We start from the raw sequence: 19494 nt of genomic DNA, 5'->3' as shown, positions 1-19494 counted from the left end.
TCCTCAGGTGGCTTCCATGCCCTTCCCGCCCGTTCCATGTCTTTGCGCCAGCGCAAAGACATGAGGCTTTTTTCCTGCATGCTGCGGTCATGAATGATGAACATGCTCTTCCCGCCCTTCCAGGTGCGGTCCGGCTTATCCTCTCGCCACTGCCTCTGGCTCCTCTCGAATTCGCTCTCCAGCGGCTGGTGGAAAGCGTCGGGCGGCGCAAACCCGACCTTTTTGCCCGGCTTGGCACGCAGGGCGACAAGGTCTTCCTCATCGATCCGACCGATTTTCCCTTCGTTTTTCGAATGATCCCCTCCCGCGATCGGCCGCGAATCAAGGCGCTGCGCCGTGAAAATTCCGGCGTCTGGGATGCGCGGATCGCCGGTACGCTCAGCGCACTCCTTGGCATGATCCATGGTGAGGCGGATGGCGATGCCCTCTTCTTCTCGCGCGATATCATCATCGAGGGCGATACGGAGGCGGTGCTGGCGCTGCGCAACGCGCTCGACGATGCGGAACTCGATCTCGTCGCGGAGATGGTGGCGATGTTTGGCGCGAAGGGTGAAGGGATCGAGCGGATCGCAAGAAGCCTGGTACCGGCGGCGTCCCACCTGACCGGGCTCACACTGACGCGTTGGGACAGGAGTTGAAACATGCAGAATAGCCGGCGCCCGGAACTCGTCTGTCCGGCCGGTACGCCTGCGGCGCTGCGCGCCGCTGTCGATGCCGGCGCCGACAGCGTCTATTGCGGGTTTTGCGACGAGACCAATGCGCGCAACTTTCCCGGTCTCAATTTCACGTCCGTGGAACTTGCGGAAGGTGTGCGCTATGCCCATACCGGCGGGGCGCGCATTCTCGTCGCGATCAACACCTTCCCCCGGGCCGGGGCGGCGGAACTTTGGCATCGGGCCATCGACAATGCTGTGCGTGCCGGGGCCGACGCCGTCATCCTCGCCGATATCGGACTTCTTGCCTACGCCAGGGAGCGGCATCCTGATCTGAGGCGGCATCTCTCCGTGCAAGCCGCGGCTTCGAATGCCGATGCAATCCGCTTCTATGTGGAAGAGTTCGGCGTCAGGCGCGTGGTGCTGCCGCGCGTGCTGACAGTCAATGAGATCGCGGCGATCAACCGGGAGGTGGCTTGCGAGACGGAGGTCTTCGTCTTCGGCGGCCTGTGCGTGATGGCGGAAGGGCGATGCTCGCTCTCCTCCTACGCCACCGGCAAGTCGCCTAATATGAACGGCGTTTGTTCGCCGGCGAGCCACGTACACTACCGCGAGGAGAAGGGCGAGCTCGTCTCCCGGCTGGGTGATTTCACCATCGACCGTGTGCCGCGGCATCAGCCGGCACCCTATCCGACCCTGTGCAAGGGCTGCTTCTCGGCGGGCGATTATCGCGGGCATGTCTTCGAGGACCCGGTGAGCCTAGATGCGGCAACGCTTATTCCGCAACTCGTGCAAGCCGGGGTCAGCGCGTTCAAGATCGAGGGGCGGCAGCGGAGCCGGTCCTATATTCGCGACGTGGTGACGAATTTCCGCCGGGCGGTTGATGCACAGATGGCAGGCGAGCCCATTCCGGCCGGCGTGCTGCAGCATTTGAGCGAAGGCCAGACGACCACCGCCGGCGCCTATCGCAAGACATGGCGATGAAAGAGAAGAACATGACTAGAAACTCCACCATCACCCTTGGGCCGCTGCTCTTCAACTGGACAGCGGACCAGTGGAGCGATTTTTACGCCCGCATCGCGGACGAGGCGCCGGTCGACCGCGTCTGTCTTGGCGAGGTGGTCTGCTCCAAGCGCCTGCCGTTCTATATCGACCGGATTCCCCAGGCGATCGAGCGGCTGCAGCGGGCGGGAAAAGAGATCATTCTCTCCTCCCTGGCGCTCGTCACCCTGAAGCGCGAGCGGCAGATGTGTGCTGATTTGGCCATTCATGACGATCTGGAGGTCGAGGTCAATGATCTCACCATGCTTGCCCGTCTCGGCCACGGCCGGTCTTTCACGGTCGGTCCACTGATCAACGTCTATAATGAAGGCACGCTCGCCTATCTCGCGCAGCGTGGCGCCACACGCATCTGCCTGCCTCCCGAACTGCCGTTTGCTTCCATCGAGCTTTTGTCAGGGGAAGCCGCGTTCTATGGTATCGAGCCAGAGGTATGGGCCTTCGGCCGCATGCCGCTCGCCATCTCGGGACGCTGCTATCACGCGCGGGTGCATGGTCTTGCCAAGGACAATTGCCAGTTCGTCTGCGGTAAGGATCCGGACGGGCTGGAGGTGGATACGCTGGATGGCGAGGCGTTCCTCGCCGTCAACGGCGTGCAGACGCTTTCCTCCACCTATTGCAGTCTCCTGGAGGATATCGGGCGGCTGATCTCGTCCGGTGTTACATCGTTCCGCCTGTCACCGCATGGTGGCGGCAAGATGGTTGCGGTGGCTGAACTCTTCCGGCGCGTTCTCGATGCGCAAATGGGCGGGCAGGAGGCTGGGCACAGCCTTGCCGCCCTGTTGCCGGGTACGGCATTCTCGAACGGTTTTCTCAGGGGGCGGTATGGTGCCGCTTATGAGCGGGCCTGAGCGGAGATCATTGCTGCATGCGGTGCAGGATCGTCACCGTGTGGACATTCTCGGCATAGATCACCACGAATTTGACCGTATGACCATCTCACGCGTACCAGGGAGGCGCCCGGCGCGGTATAGCTCGGGATATTCCAGCAGCTGTGCCGCCTCTAAAATGCTGCAAGTTGAGGAATTTTCGTGATAACGTGCCATTCATGGCGACGGCTCATCTGATTCACGGCTATTTGGGATCCGGAAAAACTACATTTTCACGACGTTTGGAGCATCAGACTTCCGCCATCCGCTTCACGCATAACGAGTGGATGCAGCGGCTCTATGGTAAGGACCCGCCTGAACAACAATTTGCGGAATATGCCAAGCGCGTTTCCTTCCTTATGGAGGAATTATGGGTTCGATGTCTTCGCATGAATGTGGATGTCATTCTCGACTTTGGATTTTGGTCGCAGGCCGAAAGAGACCGTATTCGGTCGGTCATCACCGAGTTTGGGGCTGATTTCAGGCTCTATCGTTTGACATGCCCCGACGAGATCGCATGGAAGCGCATTCAGGCCCGCAATAACGCGCCGGATTGCAGTCTCTACATCGCGGCGAATACCTTTTCGGTGCTTAAAGCTCGTTTCGAGCCCCTTGATGAGGATGAGGCCAGGATGGAGGTGCCGCAGAACTTCTGAAACTGCAGGTCGAGCAGCAACTGCACCAGCTATCAGCGATGTCGGCTTGCAAGTTTTTGAAAGGATGGTGGGCGTGACAGGGATTGAACCTGTGACCCCTACGATGTCAACGTAGTGCTCTCCCGCTGAGCTACACGCCCATCCGACGAGGGCGCATACACCACATCGGCATGCGCCCGTCAATGCCTGATTTTGAACTTCCGCCGGTTTTTCGTTTGCTGCCGGCGGATGCCGGTCAGGCGGCAACCAGCATCTTCTCGATCTCGTTGACGAGATCGCGCAAGTGGAACGGCTTCGACAGGACCTTGGCGTCCTTCGGCGCGTTCGAATCGGGATTGAGCGCCACCGCTGCAAAACCGGTGATGAACATGACCTTGAGATCGGGATCGATCTCGGTGGCGCGGCGTGCCAGCTCTATCCCGTCCATTTCGGGCATGACGATATCGGTCAAAAGCAGCGAGAAGGGCTCCTCGCGAAGCCGCTCATAGGCGCTGGCGCCATTGTCGAAATGCGTTACGTGATAGCCCGCCTTCTCAAGTGCTTTCACCAGAAAGCGGCGCATATCATTATCATCTTCCGCAAGAAGGATTCTTTTCATTGCTCCGTCCGAAATTTCCGGTTGCCCTGCCATTTGCCCAGCACGTGCGCGGCGGGCGACTCAACCCATTTCAAGAAACGCCTTTTTGGTAAATATCGGATGAATGCGGGCCTTGACAATAGAGACAGAAGGGCTCGCTTGTCGAGAGGCTGCATTGCACGGGCGCTAAACTGCGTCCGGTCACATTGACGAGAACCGGGCACCGGCGATCGCCGGAGGGCTGGACAGCATGGGCTTCTGCTGGCAATTTCATCCCTATGACATGGCCATTTGACGGATGGTCTCCATTGCGACACCTGGGACGATGATCGAGGGATAGTGTTGGGCCGATGACAGTGGAGTGCGAATTTTCCCTGGTTCCGCCGTATGAGGTTCGTGCACCCGCGGAGCAGCGCATTCCCTTCGTGTTCGATTCGCCGCATAGCGGGCGCTATTACCCGCCCCGCTTTCTTGCTTCGTCCCGGCTCGACCAGCATGCGATCCGGCGGTCGGAGGACTGCTATGTCGAGGAATTGTTCGGCGGCGCCGTGGCGCTCGGCGCGCCGATGCTTCTGGCGCATTTCCCGCGCGCCTATCTCGACGTCAATCGCGAGCCCTATGAACTCGATCCACGCATGTTCACGGAGCCGCTGCCGTCCTATGCCAACGCGCAGTCGGCGCGGGTCGCGGGCGGGCTCGGCACGGTGCCGCGCCTGGTCGGCGAAGGGCAGGACATCTATCCCGGCAAATTGCCGCTCACAGAGGCTTTGGAGCGGATAGAGACGCTCTACAAGCCCTATCACGCTGTTTTGAGCCGCCTCATCGCCGATACGCATCGCCGTTTCGGCTTCTGCGTGCTGGTCGATTGCCATTCCATGCCGGCGGGAATCCGGGTGGGGGACGGGATCGGACGGCCGGATTTCATCGTGGGCGACCGGTTCGGCATGTCGTGCAGCGATGCGCTTTCCGCCTCGGCAATCGAGCTTCTGCGCGATATGGGTTATGCGGTGGCGCATAACAAACCCTATGCGGGCGGCTATATCACCGAACATTACGGCCAGCCGGCGAAGGGCTTCCACGCGCTGCAGATCGAGGTCAATCGCGGCCTTTACCTCAACGAGCGTACATTCGAGAAGAGCTCCGGTTTCGACCAGCTGCGCAAGGACCTGGACCTGTTCCTGGCGGATTTGTCGTCATTGCCGGATTATCATTTCGGCTTGCCGCCGCTTGCCGCGGAATAGCAGGCGGGAACGCCGTTTCGTTTTCCAGAACATCGCTGTAATCACAAATTGGCGCCGCTCGGCTGCATCGGCAGCGGAGCAGGCAAAAAAAAGACCGCCCGCAGGCGGCCGAAGTCTAGGGAGGAAACGCCCAAGGAGGGCATAGACAGGGAGCCCTGTCTGATGCTTACTTTATGCTGCGTCGCACAAAGGGTCAAGCTGAAAAAGCGATAATTTGTGCATTGGATATTCATGCCTAAATTCAAGGCAGTTTTGGCAGAAATTGCCTCGATTGCAGTCTTTAATACCTCATGAGGAGGCCGGTTTGGTCGTCGATAAATCATTTCTTGTGCAGCTTGCAGCGGCCGCGGCGGCCGAAACACTTCCGCGATTCCGCAGTCCCGTGTCTGTCGACAATAAATATGCCGTCGGGTTCGATCCGGTGACGGAGGCCGATCGCGAGGCAGAGCGGGCGATCCGATCCGTTATCCGCAGCGCCTATCCCGATCACGGCATCCTGGGCGAGGAGCATGGATCGGAAAATCTCGATCACAGCCATGTCTGGGTGATCGACCCGATCGACGGGACGCGCGCCTTTATTTCCGGCCTGCCGGTCTGGGGAACGCTGGTGGGGTTGATGGTGGACGGCAAGGCCAAGGCCGGGCTGATGTCGCAGCCCTTCACCGGTGAATTCTTCTATTGCGATGGCGAGGCTGCGTTTTACGAGCGCCAGTGCACAGGCGAGGCCGGGGAGACGAAACGGCTGAAGACCCGGGACACGGCAGCGCTTGCCGATGCCACCCTGTTCACCACCACGCCGGCTCTCTACAAGGAGGCGAAGCGCCTTGCCTATGACCGGCTGGAGGCCGTGGTGCGCCTGCCGCGCTATGGCGTGGATTGCTATGCCTTCGCGATGGTGGCGGCGGGTTTTGTCGATATAGCGGTCGAGACGGGTCTACAGCCCTATGACATCGTGGCGCTGATCCCGATCATTGAGAAGGCCGGCGGCGTGGTGACGCGCTGGGACGGCGGCCCGGCGGAAAAGGGCGGCGACATCATCGCCGCCGCCACGCCGGAGCTGCACAAAGCGGCGCTCGATCTGCTCAATGCAAGCTGATCCTAAAGGCTTTCGGCCGGTTCGGTGGCGGTCGTGTTTTCGGGCTCGTCCGAACCCGGTATGAAGGCGTCGAAAGCGGCCAGCAGCTGCTCGCGATAGAAATCGGCTTCCTGCAGGATCTCATGGCGTGCGCCGTCGATGGTCAGCAAAGCACCATTGCGTAACTGCGTGGCGAAGCGCTCAATGGCTGGCGTCGAGACGACGCTGTCGGCGCCGGCAGCGATGATGAGCGTGGGAATGCTGATGCCCGCGATGAAATCAGGGTGCTGGACCCGATCGATGGCATGAAGGGCGGCCGAGACCCAGCGCACCGTCGGTCCGCCCAGCCCGAGCTGCGGCTGGTGGCGCACGATATCGATATTGCGCATATAGCGGGCGGGATCACTGGTGAGCGGATTGCCTGCAAAAGGCCTGCCGCCGACCTGATATCGGCTGTTTGCCGCATAACGCCTGCCCATTCCGATCAGGCTGAGAGAGCGTGTGGCAATACGGATGCATTTGATGCCGAACGGGGAGCCGGGAAGGCCGAGCAGCGGGGCGACCAGCACCATGCGGCGGACACGATTGGCGAGCACCGGGGCGGCGAGCAGAGAGACGAGCGCGCCGGCGGAATGGGCGAGGATATAGAATGGCGGCGGGCAGTCCGGCAGAACGAGATCCCGGAAGACCTGATCGAGATCCGAGGCATAATCGTCGAAACGGTCGACATGGCCGCGCATCGCATCGCGGATCATGCGGCTGGAGCCGCCTTGGCCGCGCCAGTCGAAACACACCACCGTCAAGCCGCGCCCGGCCAGGTCGGCGATGGTCTCGAAATATTTCTCGATGCATTCATTGCGGCCGTGCAGCAGGAGAACGGTGCCATGCAACGGCCGGCCGGCGGCTTGCGTGACGGCATAGCGCAATTTCCGGCCGTCCCGCATCTCCAGCATGCCGGAGCGGGTTGCGGCGGGGATCTGGTTGGTGTCGGTTTCGAAGAGAAGATCAGCCATGCGCGGCGGCAACGACGTCCAAGATTGACACGATCACCCATCGATAGGCTGCCCCGTGGGAAAGGTCAAATAACAAGAGGCCATGAAAAGTGGGCTGAATGGCTGCAAAAGCCGTGAGCCGGAAGCTCCACGACGGAACCTCCGGCTTGACCTGCCGTCTGGAAGGGACGTTACATCGGGCAGGCCGTTCGGTGTGCCTTGCTTACGGCTTTGTTACGGGTTGATTTCGATGCTGAAGCCCGAGCGGCGCGGGCCACCGGCACGCTGTTCGTCCAGGATGCGGCCGTTGCGGGCATCGACGATGAGCAGCACGCGACGTCCGCCCGGCCGCGTGGCACGGACGAAATAACGGCCCCGGCGCAGATCGATATCGCCGACCGCATAGCCGCGGCGTTCCAGCATTCTGGCCACGCGGCGGGGGCTCATGATCTCATCGCGGTAGCGGTCGCGATCCCGCCAGTCGCGGTCGCGGCGTTCATAACCGCCATAATGGCGCGGCGGCGGAGGGGCATCGCGATAATAATCATCATCCCAGCCCTGGGCCAGAATGATATTCGACTGCCCGGCGGCGAAGGCGGGGGCGGAAATGCCGATTGCAAGCGTTGCGGCGGCGGCGATGGCCAGGATAGCCTTTTTCATTGACCTATTCCTTTTAAGTGCCGGAACCCTCCGGACATGGTGTGAACTTAAGCCCCGCAAGCTGAATAATGGCCGAAGGCGGCATTCATCTGGCGTTCAGCGATGCCCACAGCAAAATTTGCATTGTTTTACGGGGCGCGATCCATCCCTTGAAATCATGAAATGACGCCCCCAAATCATGATTGCAGCCGCCATATGGGGCTGCTGGTCCAAGAAAATTCGCCGATGACCGGGAATTTTCAAATTTTGAATGCGCATCGGGCTTTCCAAAAATCGAAACCGATTTTCGGGCCGATGCTGGGACCAAAACGCAAATTGTCGCTCTGAAGGAGGGCTTACCCATGCGTCACGTTGATTTTTCACCGCTCTATCGTTCCACCGTCGGCTTCGACCGGCTTTTCACCATGCTTGATTCGCTCGCGCAGCCTGAAGGCGCGCAGACCTATCCGCCCTATAATATCGAGCGGACGGGCGAAAATGCTTATCGCATCACGATGGCCGTTGCCGGTTTCTCGGAAGACGAAATCGAGATCGAGGCTCACCGCAACCAGCTGACCGTCAAAGGCCAGAAGGCGGAAGAAAATGCCGAAAAGAGCGCCGAAGTGCTTTATCGCGGTATCGCCGCGCGCGCTTTCGAGCGCCGCTTCCAGCTCGCCGATTTCGTTGAAGTCAGCGGCGCAAGCCTGAAGAACGGCCTGCTGCACATCGATCTGAAGCGCGAAATTCCTGAGAATCTGAAGCCGCGCAAGATCGCTGTAACGGCTGTTTCTTCCGAGAAAGCCAAGCAGATCGAGACCAAGGCCGCGGAATAATCATTCCCGGCCGGAAATGAGAGCGGCGCCTTCGGGCGCCGCTTTTTTATTTTCTATTGTTCAGGCAATCAACTCGCCGAACCGGTCCACCTCGTCCTCCGAGGTGGTGAAACTCGTCACGAAGCGGGCGAAAATCTCCCCGTCCTCGACGCGGCCCATCTCCGAGTGCGGCGGGTTCCAGTCATAGAAGATGGCACCCTCAAGGTGCAGCTTTTCGCTGACACTCTTCTTCATGATGGCGAAGACCTCGTTGGCCTGCGTCGGCCAAGCCAGGCGGATGCGTTCGGATGCGCGGATATGGTCGGCAAGCCGCGCCGCCATTGCATTGGCATGGGTTGCAAGTTCCAGCCACAGGCCCCCATCGAAATAGGCATCGAACTGGGCGGCGATGAAGCGCGTCTTGGAGAAGAGCTGGGCGGCGCGCTTGCGGATGAACGGCAGATCCTTCGCCTGCGCCGGATCCATGAACACCAGCGCCTCGGCACACCAGCAGCCGTTCTTCGTGCCGCCGAATGAAACGATGTCGACGCCCTGCCGCCACGTCATATCCGCCGGCGAGGCGCCGAGCGAGACGAGCGCATTGGCAAAGCGTGCGCCATCCATATGCAGCGGCAGGCCATGCTCGTGGCAGATAGCGGAGATGCCCGCGATATCGCGGAGGCTGTAGAGCGTGCCGACTTCGGTGGCCTGGGTGATAGAGACGGCCATCGGCTGGCCGGCATGGATGAAGGCCGGGTTGAATCGCTTCAATTCCCGCTTCAGATTGGCGGGATCGATCCGTCCGAGCTCGCCATCCACAGGATGCAGGCGGGCGCCGCCGGTGAAATACTCCGGAGCGCCGCATTCGTCCTCGATGGCGTGAGCCTCGCGGTGGCAGAAGGAGACGCCGCCGGGCCGGTTGACGCTTGCCAGCGCCAGCGAATTGGCCGCAGTGCCCGTCCCAACGAAAAAAACCGCAACCTCGCGCTCGAATATCTCGTTGAAGCGCTTTTCCACGGCGCGATCGAGCTCGCTTGCACCATAGGAAGCGGCAAAACCGCCGGCATGGCGGCTGAGGCTTTCGGCGATCTTGGGGTGGGCACCCGCCCAATTATCGGATGCGAAATTCATTCGGTTTCTCCGGGTGGCACTTCGAGGCGGACTCTTCTTGCACCGCGGTGGAACCGGCTGTCCATAGGAAATCGGGCTGGCGCATTGCCCACCGGTGGACAAATGAGGTTACCCATAAGCCAGTTAATTTCACTGGCTGTAGCGCAGAAAGCCGCAGAATCCCCTGGACAGACAATTTCATGAACGCTGGATGCGCGCTTGCGCAACAATATTTCGGGTTGGGGGATTTTATTTTGCTTTTCCATCTTGTGGTGGGGCATAATTTCTGTCATAGAATATAGGACAGCAATGCTGTCTTATTTAACCGACTTAATCTCGGATAAAGGCGTATAGTCGTCTCTGTCCGGGTTTTGTCGCGGGCAGGTCTGCAAGGCGGACAGGCTGGACGGACAAGCGGTCCGGTGCCGTCTTGCTGGCGCAAAAGCGCAGGGAATGCGGATGAAAGCCATACCTCATCCGCTTCGCAAAGGCTCTTGCAATTATATGCCGCATGGACGCGGGGTGGAATTGACCATATTCCCCCCTGATAAGAATGACCGCCCCTGAAGGGGCTTGAGACAGGAGGAAATGACGATGACGGAATTGACGCCATCTGTAACGACCGAGCTTCAGCAGGGCGTGCAGAACCGCGCGGTCAAAACCGCGAAAACGTCACGAACTCCAACACGCACGACGCCGGCTGGGTTTCCGGTGCGTCAGGGTCTCTACGATCCGCGCAACGAGCATGATGCATGCGGCGTCGGCTTCATCGCGCATATGAAGGGTGTGAAGTCGCATCAGGTGGTCAATGACGGCCTTTTGATGCTGGAAAACCTCACCCATCGCGGTGCGGTGGGCGCCGACCCGCTGATGGGCGATGGCGCGGGTATGCTGGTGCAGATCCCGGACCGCTTCTTCCGCGAGGAGATGGCGGTACAGGGCATCGAGCTGCCGCCCGCCGGGCAGTATGCGGTGGGCTATTTCTTCATGCCGCAGGATGCGGAGCAGCGGGCGCATATCGAAACGGTGATCGAGGAAGTGATCGCTGCCGAGGGGCAAGCGCTCATTGGCTTCCGCGATGTTCCCGTCGATAATTCGTCGCTGTCGAAGGCGTCGCACATCGTGGCGACCGAACCCTATCACCGGCAGGTCTTCATCGGACGCAATCCGAGCATCGCGACCGATGACGATTTCGAGCGCCGTCTGTTCGTGCTGCGCAAAGTCATCTCCAACCGCATCTTCCAGGAGACGGACGGCCGCGACAATGGCTTCTACATCGTGTCGATGTCGTCGCGCACCATCGTCTACAAGGGCATGTTCCTGGCCTATCAGGTCGGCGCCTATTACAAGGATTTGAAGGATCCGCGCTTCGAGAGCGCGGTGGCACTGGTGCACCAGCGCTTTTCGACCAACACCTTCCCATCCTGGAAGCTTGCGCACCCCTACCGCATGGTCGCGCACAATGGCGAGATCAACACGCTGCGCGGCAACGTGAACTGGATGGCGGCGCGGCAGGCCTCGGTCGATTCCGAGCTTTTCGGCAACGACATCTCCAAGCTGTGGCCGATCTCCTATGAAGGGCAGTCGGATACGGCCTGCTTCGACAACGCGCTGGAATTCCTGTTCCAGGGCGGCTATCCGCTGGCGCATGCCATGATGATGCTGATCCCCGAGGCATGGTCGGGCAACAAGCTGATGAGCGAGGAGCGCAAGGCGTTCTACGAATATCACGCGGCGCTGATGGAGCCTTGGGATGGCCCAGCGGCCGTCGCCTTCACCGATGGCCGGCAGATCGGCGCCACGCTCGACCGCAACGGCCTGCGGCCGGCCCGCTACATCGTCACCGACGACGATTTCGTCATCATGGCGTCGGAAGCGGGCGTCCTGCCGGTCGACGAAAAGAAGATCGTCAAGAAGTGGCGTCTGCAGCCGGGTCGCATGCTGCTCATAGACATGGAAGAGGGGCGCATCGTTTCGGACGAGGAGATCAAGTCCGAGATCGCGCAGCGCCACCCCTACAAGCAGTGGCTGAAGAACACGCAGCTCATCCTGGAGGATCTGAGCCCCGTGGAGCCGCGTGCCCTGCGCAAGGATGTGAGCCTGCTCGACCGGCAGCAGACCTTCGGCTACACGCAGGAGGATACCAAGATCCTCATGGCGCCGATGGCGACCACGGGGCAGGAGGCCATCGGCTCGATGGGCACCGACACGCCGATTTCGGCGATGTCGGACAAGTCGAAGCTGCTCTACACCTATTTCAAGCAGAATTTCGCGCAGGTGACGAACCCGCCGATCGACCCGATCCGCGAGGAGCTGGTGATGAGCCTCGTCTCCTTCATCGGCCCGCGCCCGAACATTTTTGATCTGGTGGGTACCTCGCGGCGCAAGCGCCTCGAAGTGCGCCAGCCGATCCTGACCAATGGCGATCTCGAAAAGATCCGCTCCATCGGCCATACCGAGGACCGGTTCGACACCAAGACGCTCGACATCACCTATAATACGGGTGAGGGCCCGGCGGGCATGCATGGCGCGATCGAGCGCCTTTGCGACCGCGCGGAAGCGGCGGTTCACGGCGGCTACAACATCATCATCCTGTCGGACCGCCAGGTCGGCCCGGACCGCATCCCGATCCCGGCGCTGCTGGCGACGGCGGCGGTGCATCATCACCTGATCCGCAAGGGTCTGAGAACGTCCGTGGGGCTGGTGGTCGAATCCGGCGAGCCGCGCGAGGTGCATCATTTCTGCTGTCTGGCGGGCTATGGCGCCGAGGCGATCAATCCCTATCTCGCCTTCGATACGCTGCTCGACATGCACCGGCGCAAGGAGTTTCCGCCTGAGGTGGACGCGCATGAGGTCGTCTATCGCTACATCAAGTCGATCGGCAAGGGCATCCTCAAGGTCATGTCCAAGATGGGCATCTCGACCTATCAGTCCTATTGCGGCGCGCAGATCTTCGATGCGGTCGGGTTGAAGTCCGAATTCGTCGACAAGTTCTTCTTCGGCACGGCGACCACTATCGAGGGCGTCGGGCTAGAGGAGATCGCCGAGGAAACCGTGTGCCGTCATACGGATGCGTTCGGCAACGATCCGGTGCTTTTGACGACGCTCGACGTCGGCGGCGAGTATGCCTACCGTATCCGCGGCGAGGCGCATCAATGGTCGCCCGACGCGGTGGCCAAGCTGCAGCACGCCGTGCGCACGGAAAACCCTGCCACCTTCAAGGAATATTCCGACCTGATCAATGGTCGGTCGGCGGCGGCGAAGACCATCCGCGGCCTGTTCCACATCAAGTCGGCCGAGGAACGCGGGCTGAAGCCTGTGCCGCTCGAGGAAGTGGAGCCGGCGAAGGAAATCGTCAAGCGGTTCTCGACCGGAGCGATGTCATTCGGCTCGATCTCCAGGGAAGCGCATACGACCCTCGCCATCGCGATGAACAGCATGGGCGGCAAGTCGAACACCGGCGAGGGCGGCGAAGAGCCTGATCGCTTTTATCCGCTGCCGAACGGCAAGCCGAACCCAGAGCGCTCGGCGATCAAGCAGGTGGCATCGGGCCGGTTCGGCGTGACGACGGAATATCTCGTCAATTCCGACATGATGCAGATCAAGGTGGCGCAGGGCGCAAAGCCCGGCGAGGGTGGCCAACTGCCCGGCCACAAGGTGGATGCGACCATCGCCAAGACGCGGCACTCGACGCCGGGCGTCGGCCTTATCTCGCCGCCGCCGCACCACGACATCTATTCGATCGAGGACCTGGCGCAGCTCATCTACGATCTGAAGAACGTCAATCCGGCGGCGGACGTCTCCGTCAAGCTGGTGTCGGAAGTGGGCGTTGGCACGGTTGCGGCAGGCGTCGCCAAGGCGCGCGCCGATCACATCACCATTGCCGGTTATGATGGCGGCACGGGCGCGTCACCGCTCACGTCGCTGAAGCATGCCGGATCCCCGTGGGAAATGGGGCTCGCCGAAACGCACCAGACGCTGGTGCTGAATGGTCTGCGTTCGCGCATCGCGCTGCAGGTTGACGGCGGCCTGCGTACAGGCCGCGATGTCATCATCGGCGCGCTGCTCGGTGCGGACGAATTCGGCTTCTCCACCGCGCCGCTGATCGCGGCGGGCTGTATCATGATGCGCAAATGCCATCTCAACACCTGCCCTGTGGGCGTCGCCACGCAGGATCCCGTCCTGCGCAAGCGCTTCAAGGGCACGCCGGAGCATGTGATCAACTTCTTCTTCTATCTGGCGGAGGAAGTGCGGCAGTTCCTGGCTGAAATGGGCTACACTAGGCTGGAACAGATCATCGGCGAAACCGATCTTCTCGAGAAGCAGGCGATGATCGACCATTGGAAGGCTCGGGGCCTCGATTTCAGCCGCATCTTCTATAAGCCGGAAGCGCCGAAGGAGAAGATCTACTGGACCGAAAGGCAGCATCACCCGATCGATGATGTGCTCGACCGCAAGCTGATCGAGCAGGCGTTGCCGGCGCTCGAAAACAAGACCCCTGTCAAGATCGAGCTGCCGATCAAGAATGTCGACCGCTCGGCGGGCGCGATGCTTTCCGGCGAAGTGGCCAAGCGCTACCGCCACAAGGGCCTGCCCGAGGATACGATCGCGATCACGCTTCGCGGCACCGCGGGCCAGTCCTTCGGAGCGTTCCTGACGCGTGGCATCTCGATCGACTTGATCGGTGACGGCAACGATTATGTCGGCAAGGGCCTGTGCGGCGGACGCATCGTCATTCGTCCGGACGAGAATGCCAGGATTGTCGCCGAGGAATCGATCATCGCCGGCAATACCGTGCTTTACGGCGCCGTCGAGGGTGAGTGCTATTTCCGCGGTGTCGTCGGCGAGCGGTTCGCCGTGCGCAATTCGGGCGCGGTGGCTGTCGTCGAGGGCGTCGGCGACCACGGCTGCGAATATATGACCGGCGGCGTGGTGGTCGTCATCGGGCAGACGGGCCGCAACTTCGCGGCCGGCATGTCGGGCGGCGTCGCCTATGTGCTCGACGAGGCGGGCGACTTCGCGCAGCGCTGCAACATGGCGATGGTCGAGCTGGAGCCGGTGCCGGAAGAGGACGACATCCTCGAAAAGCTGCACCACCATGGCGGCGATCTGATGCACAAGGGCCGGGTCGACGTATCCGGCAACATGACGCGTCACGACGAGGAGCGTCTGGTCCAGCTGATCTCGAACCATCTGCACTACACGGGTTCGACACGGGCCAAGGATATTCTCGACAATTGGGAAGCCTATCGCCCGAAATTCGTAAAAGTGATGCCGGTGGAATACCGACGCGCGCTCGAGGAAATGGAGCGCATGCGGGTCGGCATCGCAGCGGAATGAGCCCTTCAGCCGTCATTCTCGGGCTCGTCTCGAGAATCTACCGAGGGAGCGTTCAATCAGGACGGTAATCACTTTCCTGCTTCTTATGGTAGATCCTCGGGACGAGCTCGAGGATGACGGTCGGGACGGTTGGCGCTAATCATCAACGAGCCCTGTTTGTGTCGCCGGCTTTGAAGCCGCCCGGCAGGGGTGACATCCTCGAAACGAGGGGAGAAAAGGTTCATGGGTAAGGTTACAGGTTTTCTGGAAATCGATCGGCAGGTGGCGAAGTATCAGCCGGCCTCCGACCGCATCCGGCATTTTCGCGAATTCACCATACCGATGACGGATGGCGAGGTGAGGAAGCAGGCGGCGCGATGCATGGATTGCGGCATTCCCTATTGCCACGGGCCCACGGGATGCCCTGTTCACAACCAGATCCCGGACTGGAACGACCTCGTCTACAACGACAATTGGGAGGAGGCGATCCGCAACCTCCACTCGACCAACAATTTCCCGGAATTCACCGGTCGCATCTGCCCCGCCCCGTGTGAGGAAGCCTGCACGCTGAACCTGGAAGACGTGCCTGTCACCATCAAGACGATCGAGCAGGCGATCGCCGATAAGGCCTATGAGATGGGCTATGTCGTGCCGCAGCCTTCGGCCGTGAAGACGGGGAAGAAGGTTGCGGTCATCGGCTCAGGCCCGGCTGGCTTGGCTGCGGCGCAGCAGCTTGGACGCGCGGGGCATGAGGTACATGTCTATGAACGCGAAAGCCGCCCTGGTGGGCTGCTGCGCTACGGCATTCCCGATTTCAAGATGGAGAAGCATTATATCGACAGGCGCGTCGCGCAGATGCAGGGTGAGGGCGTCACCTTCTTCTGCGGCGTTAATGTCGGCGTCGACAAGCCGGTGAAGGAGCTCATCGACGGCTATGACGCGGTTCTTTATTGCGGCGGTTCGGAAACGCCGCGCCCGGCCGGCATTCCCGGGACGGAACTCGACGGCGTTCACAATGCGATGAATTATCTCGTCCAGCAGAACCGCCGCATCGGCCGCGAGAACATCGATTCGGTCGCATGGCCATCTGCCCCCATTCTCGCGGGTGGCAAGCATGTGGTCGTGGTCGGCGGCGGCGATACGGCTTCCGACTGTGTCGGAACGGCTTTCCGGCAAGGGGCGGTGAAGGTCACGCAGCTCGATATCCGGCCGCAGCCGCCGGAGAAGGAAGACAAGCTCACCGTCTGGCCCTATTGGGCGACAAAGATGCGTGTTTCCTCGTCCCAGGCGGAAGGAGCGGAACGCGAGTTTCAGGTGGCGACGCTCGAATTCGTTGGCGAGGAGGGCAGGCTCACCCATGTGAAGTGCTGCGAGGTCGACGAGCGGCGCAAGCCTATTGAAGGCACGGAATTCTTCATAAAGGCGGATCTCGCCTTCATCGCCATCGGCTTTTCCGGTCCGTTGGAGGATGGCGTCGTCGAGGAATTGGGCGAGAAGCTGACGATTGCGAGCGATCGGCGCGGGAACCGCTCAGTCGAGGCAAACGAACGCGACTACCGCACGAGCGTCGATAAGGTGTTCGCGGCAGGTGACGTGCGCCGCGGTCAATCGCTGGTCGTCTGGGCGATCCGCGAAGGCCGACAGGCGGCGCGTTCCGTCGACGAATATCTGATGGGAGCTTCCGTCCTGCCGCGGTGAGTGCGAAGGTGCGGACGTATCAAGGTGTTGTGCCGGTCGTCGTGTCGTCGGTCGGCACCGGCTGTTTTGCCGTCAGCGTCGGCTTGCGCGGCCAGGTGAAATCGTCGGCGCGTCCAGGCTGGGGCTTGGCCGCTACGCCATCGATCACGAGAAGGTCGCGGGCGGATTTGATCGGCGCGAGGGATTTACCGAGATGGGCGCCGAGCAATTCGTTGCCGCTGTCCAGATCGAGGTCCTTGAGGCTGACCGGCGCGATGCGATCGATCTTCGCCGGTATCTTGGCCGTTTCAGGTGGGGGCTGTGGCAAATCGCCCGGTTTCGGCGCCGCATCCGGCGACAGAGCGTCGCCCAGCAATTGTCGCAGCGGCTTCTCGGCATAGAAGGCGAGCTTGCGCTTTCCCGCCTGCGTGATGTTAATGCCGTCATTGGCCCGCAATCGCGCCGTCTGGCCGTTGATGTCAAAGCCAGACAGCGCAAAATTGCCTGATTCATCGACAAAACCGTCCCAGACATCGGCAAAACTACCACCGGCCTTTTCGGTGGCGTTCCGGTAAATCTCGTTGAAAGCCAGAATGTCCTGCGACATCCCGCGCGGCTTGAAAGGCGGCTGACCGACCCAGACGAGGGGATAGCCCGCTTTCTTGATCGTGTCGACGAAACCCTCGACGCGCTTTGTATATTCCGCGGTCCATGTCGGGGTCCGCGGATCCTGAGATGTGCCCTCTATCGTGATCGGCTGGCGATCATTGGCGCCGATCATGACTACGATCGCGGCGGGCTTTTCCTCATCAAGAATGCCTTTGATCTTTGCCGGCCAATCGTAATGGTCGGTCCGCACGAAACCCGAGGAGCCGTTGACCCTGTTTGCGACGCGTACATCCGGGTTCTGCGCCAGCGCTTCCTCCAGGCCTTCGGCAAGACCTCCGCCGATGAAATCGCCGATCACCAGCACGGTTTTCGCGTCCGGATTTTTCTCCACAGGTGCCGGTGCGGGGGGCCTGGACGGCGTATCCGCGACTGCTGGCGCTCGCGATCGTGTAGAGCGACCGGAAGTGGAACGGTTCCGGGTGGACGGTTTGGAAGGGCGGGTGACCCTACGTGGCGGTGGATCGTAGTAATAGTCGGGTGGGGCTTCCCGCCTGCCGAAGAAGAGATCGAGCAATGTTTTCGGCCGTCCTTGCGCGGAAGCATCGGGCATGGCCGCAATAATGAGCATGGCCGCCGCCGGCAGAAGCGCCAGAAGCTTCCAAAAAATTGCAGCCGGATTGGTCGTCCGCTTCACACCCGTTCCTCAAGTCTAAAGCCCTTCTGCACCATTTCAGCGCAGAAGGGCTTCTTTGTCACGCGATTCCGATTCTGCTGGTTAGCGCCGGCGCAGGACCGAAAGCACTTCCTTGCTCGGATGCCCATCCGCGGCAAGACCATTGCGTTTCTGGAAAGCCTCGATCGCCTTGCGCGAGGCGGAGCCGATCTTGCCGTCAATATTGCCGTCATAATAGCCGAGCACCTGAAGATGGTGCTGCAACTCCTCACGCTCCTTCATCGTGATTGGCGTAAAGGGGCGGTTCCAGTCCCGCACGAGACCTGGATAGCCGGCGATCCGGTCGGCCAGAAGCCCTACGCCAAGCGCATATTTATCGGCATTGTTATAGCGCTTCAGGACGAAGAAGTTCTTGGTCATCAGGAAGGCTGGGCCGCCACGTCCGTCCAGCACCTTCAGCGTCGCTTTTTCCGAAGGATAAGGGAAGGGCTTGCCATTGGCGCGCACCACGCCCAGCCTCTGCCATTCGGCCAAGGTGAGCGAGCCGGAAAGGAATTTACGCCCAGCCGGCAGGACGACCTCATAGCCCCAGGTCTTGCCCGGCTGCCAGCCATTGCGCTTCAGGAGGTTGGCCGCCGTTGCCAGTGCGTCCGGCACGGAGGTCCAGATATCGCGCCTGCCATTGCCGTCCATGTCGACCGCATAGGCCTGATAGCTCGTCGGGATGAACTGGGTATGGCCGAGCGCGCCGGCCCAGGAGCCGGTCAGATGGCTACGGTCGATATCGCCGGTCTGCAGGATCTTCATGGCGGCGATGAGCTGCGTGCGGGCATATTTGGCGCGTGCCTTGTCGGCATAGGCAAGCGTTGCCAGCGACCGGATCGCATCGCGCATCACTTCGTCGCGTTTGAGGATTTCGCCATAATTGGTTTCCATCGACCAGATGGCGAGGAGGACGCTGCTCTGGACGCCGTACTGCTTTTCGATGCGTGACAGCCATCCCTTCCATTGGCGGGCCATGGCCTGTCCCGTTGCGACCGAATTCTCGTTGACGCGGTTGTCAATATAATCCCATACAGGCGCCGTGAATTCCGGCTGATAGCGGGCCTTCTGCAGAACTTCCGGATCGGGCGCGGTGATGCCGGCGAAGGCGCTATTAAAGGTCGCCGACGAGATGCCGCTGTTGAGGGCTACCGAACGGAAATCGGCGATCCAACGCTGGAACTTTGCGTCGGCAAATGCGCTGGCTGTCGTCAACGCGGAAAGCAACGCTGCGGTGGCAGCTATTCTCGCCAGCGTTTTTCCGATCCGCCCGATCGAAACGGGGCGCGTCCGAATCATGCTTTTCTCCTTGGTAATCTGCAATCCCTTCCTGCAGACTGGAAAATACCCGTTTGAGGTTAGCATTTAGTTTACCATGCACTTGCAGTTCGCCAAGAGGCGGTCGCTGTGCCGGCTCAAGCGGCGTTTTACGCCGCGATACGCAACGTGATCGGCTACCCAACGGCGTTAGGCATTTTTTCCGATGTTCAT

General features: G+C 60.9%; 15 protein-coding genes and 1 tRNA gene. 9 read left to right on the top strand and 7 right to left on the bottom strand.

Annotation, left to right across the window (positions count from 1 at the left end):
• Window positions 1-89 precede the first annotated feature (89 nt).
• The 4 genes from ubiT (at window position 90) to ATN84_RS16805 (ending at window position 3237) form a co-directional block, all read left to right on the top strand.
• On the top strand, window positions 90-638 hold the full coding sequence (ubiT, locus tag ATN84_RS16820; protein ID WP_068882826.1) for a ubiquinone anaerobic biosynthesis accessory factor UbiT: 549 nt from the start codon (window positions 90-92) through the stop codon (window positions 636-638).
• A gap of 3 nt (window positions 639-641) precedes the next feature.
• A complete protein-coding gene (ubiU, locus tag ATN84_RS16815; protein ID WP_068882825.1) occupies window positions 642-1637 on the top strand; it encodes a ubiquinone anaerobic biosynthesis protein UbiU in 996 nt (331 codons plus the stop codon).
• 11 nt (window positions 1638-1648) lie between these two features.
• Window positions 1649-2563: a ubiquinone anaerobic biosynthesis protein UbiV gene (ubiV, locus tag ATN84_RS16810; protein ID WP_068883520.1), complete on the top strand. Its 915-nt coding sequence runs from the start codon at window positions 1649-1651 to the stop codon at window positions 2561-2563.
• A 197-nt stretch (window positions 2564-2760) separates the two neighbouring features.
• Window positions 2761-3237 carry a P-loop nucleotide/nucleoside kinase family protein gene (locus tag ATN84_RS16805; protein ID WP_082766342.1) on the top strand — a complete coding sequence of 159 codons (477 nt, stop codon included), beginning with the start codon at window positions 2761-2763 and terminating at the stop codon, window positions 3235-3237.
• 65 nt (window positions 3238-3302) lie between these two features.
• On the opposite strand, the gene ATN84_RS16800 is transcribed toward ATN84_RS16805, so the two are convergent.
• Window positions 3303-3377 (bottom strand) — tRNA-Val (locus ATN84_RS16800).
• Window positions 3378-3472: 95 nt separating this feature from the next.
• Window positions 3473-3835, bottom strand: coding sequence for a cell cycle two-component system response regulator CpdR (gene cpdR, locus ATN84_RS16795; RefSeq protein ID WP_068882823.1), 363 nt, complete (start codon window positions 3833-3835; stop codon window positions 3473-3475).
• Window positions 3836-4164: 329 nt separating this feature from the next.
• On the opposite strand from cpdR, the gene ATN84_RS16790 reads away from it, so the two are divergent.
• Window positions 4165-5055: an N-formylglutamate amidohydrolase gene (locus tag ATN84_RS16790; protein WP_068882822.1), complete on the top strand. Its 891-nt coding sequence runs from the start codon at window positions 4165-4167 to the stop codon at window positions 5053-5055.
• 304 nt (window positions 5056-5359) lie between these two features.
• A complete protein-coding gene (hisN, locus tag ATN84_RS16785; RefSeq protein ID WP_068882821.1) occupies window positions 5360-6151 on the top strand; it encodes a histidinol-phosphatase in 792 nt (263 codons plus the stop codon).
• Between the two features lie 2 nt (window positions 6152-6153).
• Here the strand turns inward: hisN and ATN84_RS16780 are convergent, their stop codons facing one another.
• Complete coding sequence (locus ATN84_RS16780; RefSeq protein ID WP_068882820.1) at window positions 6154-7143, bottom strand: alpha/beta fold hydrolase; 990 nt, start codon at window positions 7141-7143, stop codon at window positions 6154-6156.
• A 213-nt stretch (window positions 7144-7356) separates the two neighbouring features.
• Window positions 7357-7782, bottom strand: a complete 426-nt coding sequence (locus ATN84_RS16775; RefSeq protein ID WP_068882819.1) for a hypothetical protein — start codon at window positions 7780-7782, stop codon at window positions 7357-7359.
• Between the two features lie 341 nt (window positions 7783-8123).
• Between ATN84_RS16775 and ATN84_RS16770 the strand changes: the two genes are divergently transcribed.
• Window positions 8124-8594: an Hsp20 family protein gene (locus tag ATN84_RS16770; RefSeq protein ID WP_068882818.1), complete on the top strand. Its 471-nt coding sequence runs from the start codon at window positions 8124-8126 to the stop codon at window positions 8592-8594.
• Between the two features lie 60 nt (window positions 8595-8654).
• Here the strand turns inward: ATN84_RS16770 and ATN84_RS16765 are convergent, their stop codons facing one another.
• Window positions 8655-9704 carry a threonine aldolase family protein gene (locus ATN84_RS16765; RefSeq protein WP_068882817.1) on the bottom strand — a complete coding sequence of 350 codons (1050 nt, stop codon included), beginning with the start codon at window positions 9702-9704 and terminating at the stop codon, window positions 8655-8657.
• A gap of 573 nt (window positions 9705-10277) precedes the next feature.
• On the opposite strand from ATN84_RS16765, the gene gltB reads away from it, so the two are divergent.
• On the top strand, window positions 10278-15023 hold the full coding sequence (gltB, locus tag ATN84_RS16760) for a glutamate synthase large subunit (protein WP_068883518.1): 4746 nt from the start codon (window positions 10278-10280) through the stop codon (window positions 15021-15023).
• A 222-nt stretch (window positions 15024-15245) separates the two neighbouring features.
• Window positions 15246-16700: a glutamate synthase subunit beta gene (locus tag ATN84_RS16755; protein WP_068882816.1), complete on the top strand. Its 1455-nt coding sequence runs from the start codon at window positions 15246-15248 to the stop codon at window positions 16698-16700.
• Window positions 16701-16719: 19 nt separating this feature from the next.
• Here the strand turns inward: ATN84_RS16755 and ATN84_RS16750 are convergent, their stop codons facing one another.
• Window positions 16720-17916, bottom strand: coding sequence for an SGNH/GDSL hydrolase family protein (locus ATN84_RS16750; protein WP_068883516.1), 1197 nt, complete (start codon window positions 17914-17916; stop codon window positions 16720-16722).
• A gap of 147 nt (window positions 17917-18063) precedes the next feature.
• A complete protein-coding gene (locus ATN84_RS16745; RefSeq protein ID WP_068882815.1) occupies window positions 18064-19302 on the bottom strand; it encodes a lytic murein transglycosylase in 1239 nt (412 codons plus the stop codon).
• Window positions 19303-19494: the final 192 nt, after the last annotated feature.

The organism is Paramesorhizobium deserti, assembly GCF_001558695.1.
GTDB classification, from domain to species: Bacteria; Pseudomonadota; Alphaproteobacteria; order Rhizobiales; family Rhizobiaceae; genus Paramesorhizobium; species Paramesorhizobium deserti.
This window is presented reverse-complemented; position numbering and strand designations above follow the sequence as displayed.